The organism is Curtobacterium citri (genome assembly GCF_030362955.1).
In the GTDB taxonomy this organism is placed as follows: Bacteria; Actinomycetota; Actinomycetes; order Actinomycetales; family Microbacteriaceae; genus Curtobacterium; species Curtobacterium citri.
Map to the genome: position 1 here is coordinate 288,833 of NZ_JAUCML010000004.1, position 17,425 is coordinate 306,257.

General features: G+C 73.2%; 14 protein-coding genes. 10 read left to right on the top strand and 4 right to left on the bottom strand.

The annotated features are described in order from the left end of the window. Window position 1: 1 nt before the first annotated feature. A complete protein-coding gene (locus QUG92_RS08485; RefSeq protein ID WP_289458707.1) occupies window positions 2-3,463 on the bottom strand; it encodes a proline dehydrogenase family protein in 3,462 nt (1,153 codons plus the stop codon). 81 nt (window positions 3,464-3,544) lie between these two features. On the opposite strand from QUG92_RS08485, the gene QUG92_RS08490 reads away from it, so the two are divergent. The 4 genes from QUG92_RS08490 (at window position 3,545) to QUG92_RS08505 (ending at window position 8,957) form a co-directional block, all read left to right on the top strand. Next, window positions 3,545-4,465: a LysR family transcriptional regulator gene (locus tag QUG92_RS08490; protein ID WP_289458708.1), complete on the top strand. Its 921-nt coding sequence runs from the start codon at window positions 3,545-3,547 to the stop codon at window positions 4,463-4,465. 124 nt (window positions 4,466-4,589) lie between these two features. Further along, complete coding sequence (locus QUG92_RS08495) at window positions 4,590-6,362, top strand: hypothetical protein (protein WP_289458709.1); 1,773 nt, start codon at window positions 4,590-4,592, stop codon at window positions 6,360-6,362. Between the two features lie 242 nt (window positions 6,363-6,604). Continuing rightward, window positions 6,605-8,149 carry a putative Ig domain-containing protein gene (locus tag QUG92_RS08500; protein ID WP_289458710.1) on the top strand — a complete coding sequence of 515 codons (1,545 nt, stop codon included), beginning with the start codon at window positions 6,605-6,607 and terminating at the stop codon, window positions 8,147-8,149. Window positions 8,150-8,324: 175 nt separating this feature from the next. Next, complete coding sequence (locus QUG92_RS08505; protein ID WP_289458711.1) at window positions 8,325-8,957, top strand: FMN-dependent NADH-azoreductase; 633 nt, start codon at window positions 8,325-8,327, stop codon at window positions 8,955-8,957. Window positions 8,958-8,981: 24 nt separating this feature from the next. Here QUG92_RS08505 and QUG92_RS08510 read toward each other — a convergent pair whose 3' ends face one another. Continuing rightward, entirely contained in the window at window positions 8,982-10,025 is a 1,044-nt protein-coding gene (locus QUG92_RS08510; RefSeq protein WP_289458712.1) for an MBL fold metallo-hydrolase, read from the bottom strand. Between the two features lie 91 nt (window positions 10,026-10,116). Here QUG92_RS08510 and QUG92_RS08515 point away from each other — a divergent pair, with 91 nt between their 5' ends. Next, entirely contained in the window at window positions 10,117-11,160 is a 1,044-nt protein-coding gene (locus tag QUG92_RS08515) for an ATP-dependent DNA ligase (protein WP_289458713.1), read from the top strand. 28 nt (window positions 11,161-11,188) lie between these two features. Beyond that, window positions 11,189-11,404, top strand: coding sequence for a hypothetical protein (locus QUG92_RS08520; RefSeq protein ID WP_289458714.1), 216 nt, complete (start codon window positions 11,189-11,191; stop codon window positions 11,402-11,404). A gap of 22 nt (window positions 11,405-11,426) precedes the next feature. Here QUG92_RS08520 and ligD read toward each other — a convergent pair whose 3' ends face one another. Continuing rightward, window positions 11,427-12,446 carry a non-homologous end-joining DNA ligase gene (gene ligD / locus QUG92_RS08525; protein ID WP_289458715.1) on the bottom strand — a complete coding sequence of 340 codons (1,020 nt, stop codon included), beginning with the start codon at window positions 12,444-12,446 and terminating at the stop codon, window positions 11,427-11,429. A gap of 47 nt (window positions 12,447-12,493) precedes the next feature. Between ligD and QUG92_RS08530 the strand changes: the two genes are divergently transcribed. From QUG92_RS08530 to QUG92_RS08540, 3 genes are read left to right on the top strand one after another with little or no spacing between them, the layout of a single operon-like run. After that, window positions 12,494-13,330 carry a DUF429 domain-containing protein gene (locus QUG92_RS08530; protein WP_289458716.1) on the top strand — a complete coding sequence of 279 codons (837 nt, stop codon included), beginning with the start codon at window positions 12,494-12,496 and terminating at the stop codon, window positions 13,328-13,330. A gap of 9 nt (window positions 13,331-13,339) precedes the next feature. Further along, a complete protein-coding gene (locus QUG92_RS08535) occupies window positions 13,340-14,542 on the top strand; it encodes a glycosyltransferase (RefSeq protein WP_289458717.1) in 1,203 nt (400 codons plus the stop codon). After that, window positions 14,542-15,177: a uracil-DNA glycosylase family protein gene (locus QUG92_RS08540; protein ID WP_289458718.1), complete on the top strand. Its 636-nt coding sequence runs from the start codon at window positions 14,542-14,544 to the stop codon at window positions 15,175-15,177. Before QUG92_RS08535 ends, QUG92_RS08540 begins: the two co-directional genes overlap by 1 nt. 198 nt (window positions 15,178-15,375) lie before the next feature. Here QUG92_RS08540 and QUG92_RS08545 read toward each other — a convergent pair whose 3' ends face one another. After that, on the bottom strand, window positions 15,376-15,804 hold the full coding sequence (locus QUG92_RS08545; protein WP_069711223.1) for a DUF6892 domain-containing protein: 429 nt from the start codon (window positions 15,802-15,804) through the stop codon (window positions 15,376-15,378). Between the two features lie 123 nt (window positions 15,805-15,927). Between QUG92_RS08545 and QUG92_RS08550 the strand changes: the two genes are divergently transcribed. Next, complete coding sequence (locus QUG92_RS08550; protein WP_289458719.1) at window positions 15,928-17,397, top strand: APC family permease; 1,470 nt, start codon at window positions 15,928-15,930, stop codon at window positions 17,395-17,397. The last annotated feature ends 28 nt before the right edge of the window (window positions 17,398-17,425 follow it).

The window sequence follows — 17,425 nt, forward strand, 5'->3', positions numbered from 1 at the left end:
GTTACAGAACTAGCGAACGAGCAGTAACGCTGGGCGTGCCGAAGCGGTGCGCGGTGATCGACACCGCCTGCTCGCGGAGGAACGGCAGCAACTCGATCCGCCCGGCCTCGGTGACGGGCTCGCCGTACACCGCGACGTCGGGACGCCCACCGATCGCGGTCGTCAGCGCCGCGGTGTCCCCGCCGACGAGACGCACCCGCGTGGACTCGCCGCGCGCGATGCGGCTGGCGAACGCGTCGTCGGTCTGCCCCTCGGCGACCGAGCGGACGTTCGGCAGCGCGCGGATCGCGGACGCCACGGCCGCCGGCAGCGACGCGGCCGTCGAGACGTCCACGGTCGTGCCGGCGCGGAGCGCCGCCGCGACCACCCGGACGAGGTCGGCGACCGAGGACTCCTCCGCCGACGCGAGCCGCACGTGGACACCGGGGTACGGCAGGTACCGGGCGATGTTCCGCTCGGCGCTCAGCGCCGACACGTCGACCGCGGCGCCGAACAGCGTCGACCAGGCCTGCTCGTCGGACGCCGTGGCACGGTCGAGCACCTCGGACGAGAGGCCGGTCGCGCGGACGAAGGACTGCACCGGCGACGACACCGCGGCACCGCTCGACGCCGTCGCAGACGTCCAGGACCCGAGCCCGAGCAGGTAGTTGAGGCCACCGGCCTTGGTGCCGGCACCGACGGCCGACTTCTTCCACCCACCGAACGGCTGGCGACGGACGATCGCGCCGGTGATGCCGCGGTTGACGTAGAGGTTGCCCGCCTGGATGTGCTCGAGCCACGTGCCGATCTCGGACGCGTCGAGCGAGTGCAGGCCCGAGGTCAGGCCGTAGTCGACCTCGTTGACGATGTCGATGGCCTCGTCGAGGGTCGACGCGGTCATGATGCCGAGGATCGGACCAAAGTACTCCGTGCGGTGGAAGGCGGACCCGCGACGCACGCCGTCGCGGACACCCGGGCTCCAGAGCTGCCCGGTCTCGTCGAGCCGCTTCGGCTGCACGGCCCAGGTCTCCCCCGTGCCGAGCGTCGTGAGCCCCTCGAGCAGCTTGCCGGTCGCGGGCTCGATCACCGGGCCCATCTGCGTGGTGGGGTCGGTCGGGTACCCGACCGTGAGCGACGAGACGGCGTCGAGCAGCTGGGACCGGAAGCGGCGCGAGGTCGCGACGGACCCGACGAGCACGACGAGCGACGCCGCCGAGCACTTCTGCCCCGCGTGCCCGAACGCCGAGGCGACGACGTCCTTCACGGCGAGGTCGAGGTCGGCCGACGGGGTGACGATGATCGCGTTCTTGCCCGAGGTCTCCGCGAGCAGCGGCAGGTCGGGGCGGAACGACCGGAAGAGCTCGGCGGTCTCGTACGCACCGGTCAGGATCACGCGGTCGACCTGCGGCGCGGCGATCAGCTGCTTGCCGAGGTCGTCCTCCGCCACCTGCACGAAGGCCAGGACGTCGGCAGGTGCCCCGGCAGCGTCGAGCGCGGTCTCGATGACCGACGCCAGGACGGCACCGCAGCGCTCGGCGGGCGGCGCGGGCTTGAGGACCACCGCGGACCCGGCGGCGAGCGCAGCCAGCGTCGACCCGGCGGGGATCGCGACCGGGAAGTTCCACGGGGGCGTCACCAGGGTCAGGGCGGCGGGCGAGAAGGCGGCGCCGTCGACCTCGTCGAGCTGCCCGGCGAGCTCACCGTAGAAGTGCGCGAAGTCGATCGCCTCGGACACCTCGGGGTCGGCCTGGTCGATGGTCTTGCCCGCTTCGGCCGCCATGACCTCGACGAGTGCGGCGCGGTTCGCCTCGAGTGCGTCGCCGATCGCGTGCAGCACCGCGCCCCGCGCGCTGCCGGACCACTGCGCCCACGACGTGCCGGCGGTGCGGACGCGGTCGAGGACCGTGGTGAGCTGCGTGGCGGAGGTGAGCCGGGCCTCCCGGACGCCGCGCTCACCGAGCGTCGACGACGCGACGCGCGACGTGATCGCCGCGCCCCACTCCCGCACCTCGGCGACCGACGGGTCGCTGTCGGGGGTGTTGTCGAAGTGTCCGGGGCGCGGTCGCTCGACGGCCGCGTAGCGGTCCGCCACGCGGTACGAGGGCGGGGCGTCGAGGCCACCCGGCTGCGCGAGCGGCGCGAGGGAGTCGCGGAAGCGCGCTTCCTCACGCGCGAAGAGCCGCGGCGAGGACGCCAGCGAGAACACCGCCGACATGAAGTTCTCCTGCGACGCCCCTTCTTCGAGGCGGCGGATCAGGTAGGCGATCGCCACGTCGAACTCGCCCGGGTGCACGACCGGCGTGTAGAGGAGCAGCGAGCCGACGGTGCGGCGGACGGCCTCGGCCTGTCCCTGCGCCATGCCGAGCAGCATCTCGAACTCGATGCCCTCGCGGACCCCGCGCTCCCCGGCGAGCAGCCAGGCGTGTGCGACGTCGAACAGGTTGTGTCCGGCGACCCCGACCCGCACGTTCGCCACGCGCTCCGGCGTGAGTGCCCAGTCGAGCACGCGCTTGTAGTTCGTGTCCGAGTCCTGCTTCGTGTGCCAGGTGGCGAGCGGCCAGCCGTGCACCGACGCCTCGACCTGTTCCATCGGCAGGTTCGCGCCCTTGACGAGCCGCACCTTGATGTCGGCACCGCCGCGTGCACGACGGGCCGCGGACCACTCCTGCAGCTGCTGCATCGCGGCGAGCGCGTCGGGCAGGTACGCCTGCAGGACGATCCCGGCCTCGAGGTCGGTGAACTCGGGCTCGTCGAGGAGCTTCGTGAAGACCGCGATCGTCAGGTCGAGGTCCTTGTACTCCTCCATGTCGAGGTTGATGAACTTGCGCGGGCTGCTCTGCACCGCACGGCGGAACAGCGGCCGGAGCTTCGCGATGATGTCCTCGACCGCGTGGTCGAACGCCCACGGCGAGTGCGGGTGCACGGTCGACGAGACCTTGATCGACACGTAGTCGACGTCGGGGCGGGCGAGCAGCCGCTCGGTGCCCTCGAGACGACGCGACGCCTCCTTCTCGCCGAGGACCGCCTCGCCGAGCAGGTTGACGTTGAGCCGGACGCCGTCGCGCTTGATCTTGGCGATCGCCGGGCCGAGCTTGGCGTCGGTGGCGTCGACGATGAGGTGTCCGACCATCTCGCGGAGGACCCGGCGTGCGATCGGCACGACGACCCCCGGCAGCACGGGAGCCATGCCGCCGCCCAGTCGGACGAGCCCGCGGAGCGCCGCCGGCAGGAAGCCGGGAGCGTCGGGCGCGATCTGCCGGAGCTTCCGGGCGGCGACCCCGAGGTCCTCCGGGCGGACGACACCGTCGACGAAGCCGACCGCGAACGCCAGGCCCTTCGGGTCGGCGAGGACCCCGGCGAGCTGCTTCGCCGAGCCGTCGACCGGGTACGTCTCGGCCTCGGCCAACCACTGCCGCACGAGGGCGACGGTGCTGTCGGCGAGCGCGTCGTGGTCGGTGGTGGTGGGCGCCTGGAGGTCGGTCATGGGATCAGTGTGGAGTTCCGGAAGCGGTAGCGGAAGCAACTCCTGCTGATGCGTACCGTTCAGTTCAGCTACAGTCTCGTCATGTTCGACGTCCGGCGTCTGGTCCTCCTCCGCGAGCTGTCGATCCGTGGCACCGTGGCCGCCGTCGCCGAGGCGATGAACTTCACCCCGTCGGCGGTCTCGCAGCAGCTCGCGGTGCTCGAGCGCGAGGCAGGGGTGCAGCTCCTCCGCCGGTCCGGACGCCGGCTCCAGCTCACCCCGCAGGCCGAGGTCCTGGTGACCGCGGCAGGCGAGGTGCTCGACGTCCTCGAGCGCGCACAGTCGTCGGTCGAGTCGACGCTGACCTCGGTGCAGGGACGTGTCCGCGTCGCGGTCTTCCAGTCGGCGGCGCTCGCGCTCATGCCGTCCGCGCTGCGTGCGATGGCGCTCGAGCACCCCGACGTCCGGGTGGAGATGGTGCAGCGCGAGCCGGAGACCGCCCTCGGCGAGACGTGGGCGCGCGACTTCGACATGGTCATCGCCGAGCAGTACCCGGCGCACTCGGCCCCGCGGCTGCCCGGGCTCGACCGACGTGACCTCACCACCGACGCCGTCCGGCTCGCCCTGCCGCCGGTCGACGTCTGCCTCGTACCGCTGTCGGACGACGACCCCACGGTGGCGTTGCTCGACGCGGCCGAGATGCCGTGGGTGATGGAGCCCCGCGGGACCGCCTCACGGCACTTCGCCGAGCAGACCTGTCGCCGCGCGGGCTTCGAGCCGGACGTCCGGTACGAGACCGCGGACCTGCAGGCGCAGATCCGGCTCATCGAGTCGGGCAACGCGGTCGGGCTGATGCCGGACCTGGTGTGGGCCGGGCGGTCCACGAGCTGCCGCCTGCTCGAACTGCCGGAACCGGCCCGACGCACGATCTTCACGGCGCAGCGGATGTCGAGCGCGCAATCCCCCGCGGTGACGGCGCTCCGCGCGGCGTTGGAGCACGCGGCCACGACCCAGCACGCATGACGGCGGCCCCTGGCCGGCCCCGCACCGTTGCCCGATCGTGACCTCGGAGCCGTGAGGAGTGTCGTCGGCCCGACACCTCCAGGTGAGGGGCCACCGCGGCTCCACCAGATCCGAGGGGGATCCCATGCAGCACGTCCACCGCCCAGTCGTCCGCCGCACCGCGGCGTTCGGCGCGACCATCGCCATCGTGAGCGCCGCGTCGGCGTTCGGACTGGGCGCGACGAGCGCGACGGCCGAGAGCGCCGGGCCGGACGCGACACCCACCAGCACGAGCACCGCCACGCCCACGCCCACCAGCGCGAGCACCACCGCCGCCGCCACCACCGCGACCCCCGCGGCCACCCCCGCCCCCGCGGCCACCCCCACCGACACCGCGACGCCGGCCGCGCCCACGACGAGCACCCCGGCCGCCACCGCCACCGCCACCCCCGCCGGCACCGTCGCGGTCACCGGCACCCCGCGGGCCTGGCGCACCCTGACCGCCACGACGTCGGGGTGGCCCGCGGGCACGACCTTCACGTACGCGTGGCACTTCCGGCACCCGGTCGTCATCGACAGCCAACCCGCCACCGACCGGACGTACGTCGTCGACCCGGAACTCGCGGACGCGACGGTGACCGTGACGGTGACCGGCACCGCACCCGGTGCGACCCCGACGACCGTCACCAGTGCCCCGACCGCGCCGGTCGTCGTCGACCAGGAGGAGGACCTCCGCTTCATCTACGGGTCGCGGGTGGTCTCCGTCACGCCCGACGAACCGTTCTCCGTCTCCCTGTCGCCCGCACCGAACCCCGACCTGCGCTTCTTCGCGAACGGCTCGATCGGCGGCGGCCCCGACCCGAGCGCGCTGCCGACGGGCGTCACCCTGTCCGAGGACGGCGTGCTGTCCGGCACCCTGCACCGCTCCCCGTCCGAGGGCTTCTGGGTGCACGTCTCGACGCCGTTCCACCCCGGCGGCGGCCTCTCCGAGCGCATCCTCCTCAGCGCGATCCCCGAAGCGGGCGACGGAGACGGCGCGGGCAGCGGCACCGGCACCGGGAGCGGCACCGGCACCGGGACGGGCACCGGGACGGGCGACGTCGCGGGCTCGACCCCCGAGTCCCCGCTCCGCCTCGAGGCGACCGCCGGCGAGGCCTTCTCCCACGACTTCGCCGTCGACACCGCGCCCGGCGAGGACGTCCGCTACACCCTCCGGTCGCCGTCCCCCGAGCTGGCGGACGACCCGCTGCGCGGCACGGACTTCCGGTTCGACCAGCGCACGGGCGTCCTGTCCGGCTCGGGCACCACGGCGGGCCTGTCCTCCCTCATCGTGGACACCACCGTCGGGGACCGGACCACGACCCGGTACGTCGAGCTCGCCGTGCGGCCGGGCGCGACGACCGGTCTGCAGGCGTGGCTGACGCTCGTCGGCGATCCGCAGCTCCGGGAGTGGAAGGTGGACCAGGACGGCACCGTGACGCAGACCGTCTTCCCGAAGGGCGGACCGGGCCGGAGCACGACCGTGTCCCGGCCGAGCGTCCCGCAGTCGTCGACCCTCGACGTCCGGGCGACGCCGGTCGACCGCTGGGGCAACTTCACCGCCCGCTACGAGGACCTCGACGGCGACGGCTCGGCCATCCGCTCGGATGTCCGCAGCGACGTCGCGACGGACGTCGTGACGCCGGACGGTGCCGCCGTCCGTGTCCGGTTCCCGCACGCCTCGACGCACACGCTGACGATCAGTCGGGGCGGCGCGACCGCGGTCGTCCCGATCACCGTCGTGCCGCGGGACGGACAACTGGCCTTCACCGGCGCGGACACGACGGCACCGCTCGCCGCCTCGGGCGGGCTCCTCACCGTCGGCGCTGCGCTGCTGCTCCACCGGGCTCGTCGTCACCTCCGTCGTGGGCGCGCCTGAGCGACCCTGCCGACCACGTGACGGACGGGAGGCTCCCCACCAGCCGGTGGGGAGCCTCCCGTCCGTCCCGGCGCCGTCGCCCACCCGTGCTGCGGGGCCGCGCAGAGGGCCCCAACACAGGTCACAATCCGGGCACGGAGACCCCTGCGAGTCACCTGAACCTCTACGATCCGAGAACGCCGTAGATTCACGGCAGATTCTCACGATCCGGCACCCGACCGGACCTGATCCCTGGGGGACCCGTGCACCGCAGCACCTCCACGACCCGACGCGCCTGCGCGCTCGGCACGACCGTGGCACTCATCGGCCTGACCACCGGCTTGGGCGTCTTCACCTCGACGGCCGCCTTCGCCGTCGAGGGCGACGCACCGACGCCCGTCGTCGCCTCGGCGGACCCGACGCAGCCCGCCGCGCCGACCGACGCCGCCACCGCCCAGCCGACCGACACCGCCACGACGCCGGCCCCCACGGACGCCGCGACCGCGCCGACGGACACCGACACCGCCACGCCGGCACCCACCGGCGAGCCCACCGCCCCGACGACCACGGCCCCGGCGAAGACCGTCGCCCCCGCCGGCGGCTCGGCCACGACGAAGGCCGCCCCGAGCGCCGTCGCCGCCACCGTGACGATCGTCGGCGACGCGAAGGTCGGCACGACCCTCCGCTACGACTCCACCGGCATCGGCAACCCGTCGAGCGCCGTCTGGACCGTCGACGGTGCCACCGTCGCCGAGGGCTCCTCGTACCTCGTCCCGAAGGAGATCGTCGGCAAGACGATCACCCTGACGGTGACGGGCGCGACCCCCGACCAGACCGCGACCGCCACCACGAAGGCCGTCACCGAGGACGTCGCGTTCGCCGACGAGACCACCGCGGACGCACCGCTCACGCTGTCCCTCACGGCCGGCCAGGACCTCTCGCGCTCGTTCGCCGTCACCGCCGGCAGCGGCGACGTCACGTACTCGGTCGGGTACACCGACCCGTCGTACGCCGACCCGGACGACCCGGAGATGACGCCGGAGTACTTCCTGCCGGACGGCGTCACGCTCGACCCGACCACCGGTCTGCTCAGCGGCACGCCCACCAGCGCCAGCTCGTACGACTTCACGATCGTGGCGACGAACGGCACCTCGACCGCGACCGAGTACGTCGTGGTCGAGGTCGCCCCGGCCGAGGCCGTCGGCGTCCTCGCCTACGCGACGGACACGTCCTTCGAGGAGTTCTTCGACTCCATCGACGACGAGGGCAACCCGCGCCTCGACCACCCGGTCACCTCGTGGATCATCACCCCGGACGGTGAGATCATCACGCTGACGCAGCCGGCGGACTGGAACGATGAGCCGACGGTCACCCTCGGCGGCAACCCGACCGTCAAGCAGGGCGGTTCGCTCTGGATCGACGGTGCACCGGTCGACCAGTTCGGCAACCCGACGGTGCAGCCCGACGAGGACGGCAACACCCCCGCGCCGACCGTCACGAGCGACGTCGCGAGCGACCAGATCGCCTTCGACGAGGACGAGTTCTCCACGCGCGTCACGTTCCCGCACGCCTCGACCCACCACCTGACGGTGGCGCAGTCCGGCCTCTCGGTCTCCTTCCCCGTGACGGTCGTCCCGACCGCCGCGACCGTTGGTACCACGCCGACCGTCGTGACCCCCACCACGGGCCAGCTCGCCTTCACGGGTACCGACGCGACCGGCGCCCTCCCCTGGGCCCTCGGCTTCGTCGCCGCCGGTGCCGGCCTGCTCGGCGCGGGCGTCCTGCGTCGCCGCCGCGCCCAGCGCTGATCCACCCGCTCCCGTCCGGTCCGTCCCTCGGCACCGGACGGGAGGCTCCTCCCGCGGCCCCGTCGCGTCCCTCCCGGACGCGGCGGGGCCGTTCCGCGTCCGCGCGGACACGGCCGGTCGGCCGCACGTCCGGCACGCCGGTCGCGCCCCCGGTCCACATCGGTAGCGTTGGCGCATGCCCTCCCTGCTGCACATCGACTCCTCCGCCGACCTCACCCACTCGCGCTCCCGCGCGCTGACCGCCGCGTTCGCCGACGCGTGGCGCGCCCGCGGTCCGGAGTACACGGTGGTGCGCCGCGACCTGCACCTCGACCAGCTCCCGCACCTCGAGAGCTCCGCGCTGCACTGGGCGGTCGCCGACCGGACCGCCGAGGAACACGTCGACCCGCAGGCCGACGCACTCCGGCAGGAGGTCATCGACGAGCTCCTCGCCGCCGACGTCGTCGTGGTCGGCGCGCCGCTGTACAACTACACGGTGCCCTCGACCCTCAAGGCCTGGATCGACCGCGTGCACGTGCCGGGGGTCCTCGCCGGTGGCGTCCAGCCCCTCGCCGGCCGTCCGGTCGTCACCGTGGTCAGCCGCGGCGCGACCTACGACGCCGGCACCCCGACCGAGACGTGGGACCACGGGTCCCCCGTGCTGCACCTGATCCTCGGCACCGCGCTCGGCATGAAGCTGTACCCGGTCACCGTCAGCGCCACCCTGGCCGACCGGATCCCGGACCTCGCGGCCCTCGCCGAGCACGCCTCGGCCGAGTTCGCCGACGCCCGCACGACGCTCGAGCGCCTCGCGACCACGGTCGTCTGACCCGACGAGCGGCACCGCCCGGCGTCAGGCCGGGCGGACCTCGTCGCCGCGGCCGAGCAGGTCCACGTGGAAGGCCGTCTGCGTGAGCGCGCTCGCGAGCAGGAAGCCCGACATCGAGTCGATCCCGCCGCTGAACGGCACGCGGGACGCCACCTCGAACAACGTCGGCGACGACAGGTCGTCGAGCGCACCGGCCACGTGACAGGTCCGCTCCTCACGGTGCCGGACGAGTGCACGCACCCGGGTCACGACGTCGCGGAACCGGTACTCGTGCCCCGGGCAGACCTCGAGGTCGCCGTAGCCCTCGAGCCGCACGAGCGAGTCGAGGTACTGCCCGAGCGGGTTCGCACCGGTCCGGCCACCCAGACCGATCCCGGAGTTGATCCGCGGCAGCACGTGGTCGCCGGTGAAGAGCAGGCCGTCCTTCACGTCGACGAAGCACAGGTGGCCGGCGGTGTGCCCGGGGGTCCAGAGCGCCCGGAGCCCGCGGCCCGCGACCGGCAGGAGGTCGCCGTCCTCGACGAGCAGGTCGGCGAGGGGCTCCTCCGTCCGGCCGAGCCCGATGCGCCGCCCGCTCCCCCAGGCGGCGACCACGCCCGCACGCAGGTCGTCCGGCACGCCCCAGGTCGCGATGTCCGCGTCGTTCGCGACGGCGTCGTCGTGCTCGCGGCGCAGGGCCTCGACCTCGAGCCGGTGCATCGCGACCCGGGCACCGCTGGCACGCCGGATCGCCGCTGCCGCCCCGAGGTGGTCGGCATGCAGGTGCGTCACGACGACGAGTCCGATGTCGTCGACCGACCGGCCGATGTCGCGCAGGCCGGCCCGGAGCACCTCCGGTCCGTCATCGGATGCCCACCCGGGGTCGATCACCGTGAGCACGCCGTCCGTGCCCTCGACCACGTACGCCAGGGTCGCGTCCGCGGTGCCGGAGCGGAAGGGCACCGCGATCGTCCAGATGCCGGGCCGGATCTCCTCGACGGGCGGCAGGACGCCGTCGCGGAGCGCGGCGGCCTGCACCGGACTGATCGGGTCCGGAGCCGGCGCTGCCGGAGGGGGCACGGTCGTCACGGCACCACCGTAGCGACCGCCGGTGACGCTGCGCAGGCCGCACCGCGCCTCCCGGCCCGACCCGGTGAGCACGGCCGAGTAGACAGGTCCCATGGAGATCGCACCGATGCTCGCCAAGGCCATCGCCACCGTCCCCGATCCCGACAGCGTGCGGGGCGGCCTGCGGTACGAGCCGAAGTGGGACGGCTTCCGCGGCATCGTCACCGTCGACGGCGACGACGTCGAGATCGGCAGCCGCGGCGCGAAGCCCCTCACCCGGTACTTCCCGGAGCTCGTCGACGCGTTCCGCGAGCAGTTCGGCGGACGCGACCACCCGGTCGTGCTCGACGGCGAGGTCGTCCTCCGATCCGGCGAGCGCGGCGCCGAGCACCTCGACTGGGAGGCCCTGTCACAGCGCATCCACCCCGCCGAGTCCCGCATCCGCAAGCTCAGCGTCGAGACGCCCGCGCAGTTCGTCGCGTTCGACCTGCTCGCCGTCGACGGATCGGAGCTGGTCGACCTGCCCTTCGACGAGCGGCGGGAGCGGCTCGAGAGCCTCGCCGAGGGCATGCGCGACCCGCTCTTCGTGACGCAGACCACCCTCGACGTCGACCTCGCACGCGAGTGGCTCACCACCTTCGAGGGCGCCGGCCTGGACGGCGTCGTCGCGAAGCCGCGCGTGAAGCCCTACGAGCCGAACAAGCGCACGATGCTCAAGGTGAAGCACCACCGCACCGCGGACGTCGTCGCGATCGGGTACCGCGTGCACAAGAGCGGCTCCGGCGTCGGGTCGCTGCTCGTGGGGCTGTACGACGACGGGGGCGAGCTCCGCCAGGTCGGCGGGGTCTCGGCCTTCACGGACAAGCGACGGCGCGAGCTGGTCGAGGAGCTCGACCCCGTCGTGCTCCGGGATGCGGACGGGAGGCCCGTCACCGGTGACGGGGAACGCTCACGGTTCTCGTCGGGTCGCGACACGTCGTTCGTCCGGCTGGCGCCGGAGCGGGTGCTCGAGGTGCGGTACGACCAGATGGAGGGCGACCGGTTCCGGCACACCGTGCAGTTCGAGCGCTGGCGGCCCGACCGGGACGCCCGGTCGTGCGGGTTCGAGCAGCTCGATGTCCCATCTGCGTACGACCTGCGCGACGTGCTCCGCTGACGGTTGCACCGTTCACCTGCCGACCAATATGATCACAGTAGTTAGGCTAACTAGCGACATCGAGGACGCGGCCTTCGGGTGCGGGGAACGGGAGCGGGACATGATCATCGACGGCATCAGCGACGCACACCGCGGCACCTGGTCCCGCCTCACCCGCCTGCACACGGCGAGCGTGACCCTCCCGATGCACACCTCGCGCGTGGCCGAGACCGACCGGCGCAGCGAGGACCTCACCGCGGCCTGACGCCGTAGCGGTCCGGGCGGGCTCAGGCCTTCTTCGCCCGCGACGGCTGTACGCGGGGCGGCTCCCCCGGCATCTTCGGGAAGTCGGGCGGGAACGGCAGCTCACCGAGGCCGTCGCCGAGGTCGCGCTCCCACCACGCGAGCAGCGGCGCGATGTTCCCGGGCTCGTCGTGCATCGCTTCCCAGGGGTCGCCGACCGCTGCGAGGCGCTCCGGGACCGACCGGACCGTGAAGGTCGTCGGGTCAGCGGTGTCCAGTTCGTCCCACGTGATCGGCGTCGAGACGCTGGCGTGGGCGAGCGCACGCGGGCTGTACGCGCCCGCCATCGTCCGGTCGCGGTTCGCCTGGTTGAAGTCGACGAAGACGCGCTGCCCGCGCTCCTCCTTCCACCACGCCGTCGTCACCCGGTCGGGCATCCGCCGCTCGAGCTCCCGGGCGGCGGCGATCACGGCGTGCCGGACGTCGAGGAACTCGTGCTCCGGCTTGATCGGCGCGAACACGTGCAGCCCGCGGTTGCCGCTCGTCTTGATCCACGCCGACAGCCCGACGTCGCCGAGGACCCGACGGAGCTCGTGCGCGACCGGCACCGTGTCGTGGAAGTCGGTGCCCGGCTGCGGGTCGAGGTCGATGCGGAGCTGGTCCGGGTGGTCGGGGTCACCGGCACGGCTGGCCCACGGGTGGAAGACGACGGTGTTCATCTGCGCCGCCCACACGGCGACCGCTGGCTCGTCGATCACGAGCTGCGGGTGCGAACGGGCGCTCGGGTACGTCACCACGACGTCGCGGACGTAGTCGGGCGCACCCTTCGGCGGGTTCTTCGAGAAGAACGAGTCGCCGTCGATCCCGGCGCCGTAGCGCTGCAGGGAGATCGGGCGGTCGCCGTTGGCCCGGACGAACGCGTCCCCGACGGTCACGAGGTACTGCGCGAGTTCGAGCTTGGTGATCCCCGGCTCGGGGAAGAGCACCCGCGACGGACTGCTGATCCGGACCTCCCGGCCGCCGTGCGGCCCCGGGACCGTCAGCGTCGTCGCCTCGCTCGCCATGCAGCGGACGGTACACGGGCCCGACCCGTGGCGTGCACGATGGAGGGGTGACGGCGTACCTCGGGGTGGACCTGGCGTGGGGCCTCGGCTCCGGACGGAAGCCCGCGAACGAGACCGGTCTCGTCGCGATGGACGCTGACGGGGCGATCACGGACGCCGGGTGGGCCCGCGGGGTCGACGCCGTCACCGACTGGATCGCGGAGCACCTCGGGCCGCGCACCCTGGTCGCCGTCGACGCGTCCCTCGTGGTGACGAACCCGACCGGGATCCGCGAGGCCGAGCGCCAGGTCGGGCAGCGCTACGGCCGGTGGAAGGTCGCGGCGAACCCGACGAACCTCGCGTCCGCGGCGAGCGCCGGCGCCCGGCTGCTCGAACGGCTGACGGAACTCGGCGTCGGGTACGTGTCGGACACCGCGGGGATGCACGCGCGGACCGGCCCGGCCGCGTTCGAGTGCTACCCGTACACGACGCTCGTCGGCGTCGAGGAGCTCGGCTACGACGTGGAGCGACCCCGCTACAAGCGCCTCGACCTGCGGGTGCCCGCCGCGGAGGCCCGCACGGCCCGCGCCGCAGCCTTCGACGACCTCGTGCACCGGCTCCGGACGACGCCGCTCGACCCGCCGCTGCTGCTCGACTCCCACCCGCTCACCGCCGGGCTCGCCGACCCCTCGGTGCTGCACGGACCGACGCACAAGCACCGGGAGGACCTGCTCGACGGTGCCCTGTGCGCCTGGACCGCCGCGTTCTGGGAGCGGCACGGCGACCGACGGGTGCAGGTGCTGGGAGGTGATCCGGCCCTCCCGTCCGACCCGCCGGACGACGCGGGCCGGAGACCCGTCGTGGTGGCACCCGCCCGCCCGTCCCAGCGGCGACCCGCTGAGTAGGCTGACGACGTGAGCACCACCACCGAACCCCTGCGCATCGGGCTGGTGTCGCTGCACACCTCCCCCGGCGACGAACCCGGCTCCGGCGAGGTCGGCGGCATGAACGTCGTCGTCCGTCACCAGGCCGAGGCACTCGCGGACCGCGGACACCACGTCGAGATCATCACGCGGCGCTCCGACCCGACGCAGCCGGACAGCGTCTCGCTCGTGCCGGGCGTCTGCCTGCGGTTCCTGTCCGCCGGCCCCGCGCAGCCCGTGCCGAAGGGCGAGCACGATGCGTTCATCGAGCCGTTCCGCCGCGGGCTCGAGGCACTCGGCCCCTACGACGTGCTGCACTCGCACCACTGGTTCTCCGGCGCGGCCGCACTCCCGGTCGCCCGCGAGCGCGGCATCCCGCACGTGCAGTCGTTCCACTCGATCGCCGCCGACTCGGACACCCCGCTGTCCGAGGGCGAGCGCCCCGAGTCGGCCGGCCGGCCCGCCGGGGAGCGGCTACTGGCGCAGGAGTCCGACGCGGTCGTCGTGGTCTCGGCGGCCGAGGCGTCGACCGTCCGGGACCGTCTCGGTGGCCGTGACGACCGGGTCTGGATCGTCCCGCCGGGCGTCGACGGGTCCGTCTTCCGACCGGCCGCCGTCGGCGCGCGTCGCGCCGCCTCGCCGTACGTCGTCGCCGCGGCGCGCGTGCAGCCGCTGAAGGGCCTGGACCTCGCCATCGAGGCGGTCGCGGGCATCAGCCGGGAGGCACGCCCCACCCTCGTCATCGCGGGCGACGCCTCGAGCGAGGCGGGCGACCACGTGGCGGAGCTGCGTCGGCTCGCCGCCGCGCACGGCATCGCCGACCGCGTCACCTTCATCGGTCCGCAGTCGCGGGCCGACCTGGCGTTCCTGTTCCGGGGCGCGGCAGCCGTGCTCGTGCCGTCGCACTCCGAGACGTACGGCCTCGTGGCGCTGGAGGGGTCTGCGTCCGGCGTGCCCGTCGTCGCCGCGGCCGCCGGCGGGCTGCGCGAGGCCGTGGTCGACGGCGAGACCGGGGTGGTGCTCGAGTCGCGCGACCCGGCCGTGTGGGCGGCGGAGATCGAGCGCATCCTGACGGACACCGACTACGCCGCCGGCCTGGCCGCGGCCGGGCGGGAGCACGCCGAGCGCCTGAGCTGGGAGCAGTCGGCGGCCGGGCTCGAGGACGTCTACCGCCGGGTGCTCGGGCGGGCCTGATGGCCGACGGGACCCCGACGACGGCGAGCGGCCGGTTCGACGGGTTCTGGGCCGCGCTCGACGCGGTGCCGGTGGCCGACGACGCCGAGGCGCTCTACGACCCCGGCACCCCGGACGGACGGCTCCGTCGCGCGAACCTCGCGGCCTACCTCGAGCACGTCGGGACCTCGGCGGACACGCTGCTCGTCGCCGAGGCCCCCGGCTGGCGCGGCATGACGAACACGGGCGTCCCGTTCACGAGCATGCGAGAGCTCGACGCGCTCGGGTTCCCGGTGCAGGCCCCGCCCGCGCCGACGGCTCCGTGGGAGGCGTCCTCGCGCGTCGTGCACGCCGCACTGTCGGGCTGGTCGGGGCCGCTCCCCCTGGCGTGGGCGATCTTCCCGCACCACCCGTTCGTCGCGCCGGACCGGCTGACGAACCGGACGCCGCGACCGGCCGAGGTCCGCGACGGCGCCCCGGTCGCGCTCGCGCTGCTGCGCGCGCTCGAGGTCGACCGGGCGGTCCGCGTGGTCGCCGTCGGGCGGAAGGCGCAGGGGGCGCTCGCGCTGGCCGGCATCGAGGCCGAGGCCGTGCGGCACCCGGCGCAGGGCGGCGCCGCGCAGTTCACCGAGCAGGTGCGGGCGCTGCGGCGGTAGCGGTAGCGGGCGCGGGCGGGCCGGCCGTTCCGCGGCTCGGTCGCACACGATCTGCGACATCGCACGCGTCGTTCGACGAGCGCGATGTCGGACGATGCGCCCGCATCCGGTGCGGACGCACGGAGCGACATCACACGTGTCGATCGACGCGTGCAACGTCGCAAACTCGCCGCCGACGACGAGCGGGCCACGGGCCGGTCAGGCGGACTGCACCTCGACGCCCTTCGCAGCGAGCCGGTCGGCCACGTGCGCGGGCAGCGGTGCCGCGGCGTAGACGGTGGCCAGGGCCGGGAGGTCGAGCAGGTCGTCCCAGTTCTGCGGGTCGTACCGGTCGTCAGAGCCGTCCCAGCCGGGGTGCACGTCCTGCAGGACCTCGAGGTCGGTGTCGACGGTCAGCTCGGTCACCAGGGCCAGGTGCGACGGCAGGAGGTCGAGCTCGTCGTAGTACTGGCGCGCGCGGTCGTCCTGGCCCTCGACGTCCAGGTCCTCGCCGGTGTCCTCGTCCTCGTCGGGGGCGTACGGCTCGAGCACGTCGAGGTCGTAGCAGAGGACGTCGAGCACCAGCAGCTTCGCGTTGAAGTCGGCGAACTCGACGGGTTCCTCGGTGGTGTCGGAATCGTCGTACATGGCTCGGAGCGTAGCCACCGCCCCCTCGGAAGCGCTCGGCGGCCGCGCTACGGGCGTGTTGCGGCACCCCGGGAGGAGTCTGAGGAAGTTGACAGCGAGCCTCCAACCGGGAAAGGGTGACGCATGGCCACCACCAACACGGACCGCCAGCAGCAGGAACAGCCGACGCTCAAGCGCGTGCTCGGCCCCAAGCTGCTGCTGCTCTTCATCGTCGGCGACATCCTCGGCACCGGCGTCTACGCGCTGACCGGGCAGGTCGCGGCCGAGGTCGGCGGAGCAGCGTGGCTCCCCTTCCTCATCGCGTTCGCGGTCGCACTGCTCACCGCGTTCTCGTACCTGGAGCTCGTCACCAAGTACCCGCAGACGGCGGGCGCCGCGCTGTACGTGCACAAGGCGTTCGGCATCCACTTCGTCACGTTCATCGTGACCTTCATCGTGATGTGCTCCGGCATCACGTCGGCGTCCACCGCGTCACGTGCGTTCGCCGCGAACCTCGGCGTCGGGTTCGGGCTCGAGCTGCCGAACGCCGTCGTGATGCTGATCGCGATGGGGTTCATGCTCGCGGTGATGGCGGTGAACTTCCGCGGTGTCAGCGAGAGCGTGAAGACGAACGTCGTGCTCACCCTCGTGGAGCTGTCCGGGCTCGTGATGGTCATCCTCATCGGCTTCTGGGCGATCGCGGGCGGCAACGCGGACTTCTCGCGGGTCGTGATGTTCGACACCCCCGAGGACAAGTCGCTGCTGCTGTCGGTGTCCACCGCGACGTCGCTGGCGTTCTTCGCGATGGTCGGCTTCGAGGACTCGGTGAACATGGCCGAGGAGACCAAGGACCCGTCGCGGATCTTCCCGAAGGTGATGCTGACCGGCCTGGGCATCACGGCGGTCATCTACGTGCTCGTGTCGATCTGCGCCGTGGCGATCGTGCCCATCGGCGAGCTCGCCGGTAACGAGACGCCGCTCGTGACCACCGTGCAGACCGCCGCCCCGGACTTCCCGATCGCCGACCTGCTGCCCTTCATCTCGATGTTCGCCGTGGCCAACACCGCGCTGATCAACATGATGATGGCGTCGCGACTGCTGTACGGCATGAGCAAGCAGGGTGTCCTGCCCGGCTTCCTGTCGCGGGTGTCGCCGACCCGTCGCACGCCGTCGACGGCCATCGTCTTCACGACGGCCATCTCGCTGCTGCTCATCGGCTGGGTCTCGCTCGACCCCGACTCCCCCATCGTCGTCGTCCTCGGCGGCACGACGTCGCTGCTCCTGCTGTCGGTGTTCGCCGTCGTCAACGCCGCGGTGCTCGTGCTCCGTCGCGACCGCGTGGAGCACAAGCACTTCCGCGCCGGGGTCGTGATCCCCGTCATCGGTGTCGTGACCTGCGTGTGGCTCGTGGTGCCGTTCTCGTCCGGACGCGACCCGCAGCAGTACCAGATCGCGGGAGCGCTCCTGGCCCTCGGCGTGCTGCTCTGGGTCGTCACGTGGTTCACGCACGGCCGCAAGCAGGCCGAGAAGGCCCCGACCGGGCTGGTCACCGAGCCCACCGCGGTCGTGCACCGGGGCGACGACCGCGATCCCGGCGACGACCGGACGGCATGATGGACGCGGTCGACGTCATCTTCGCGAT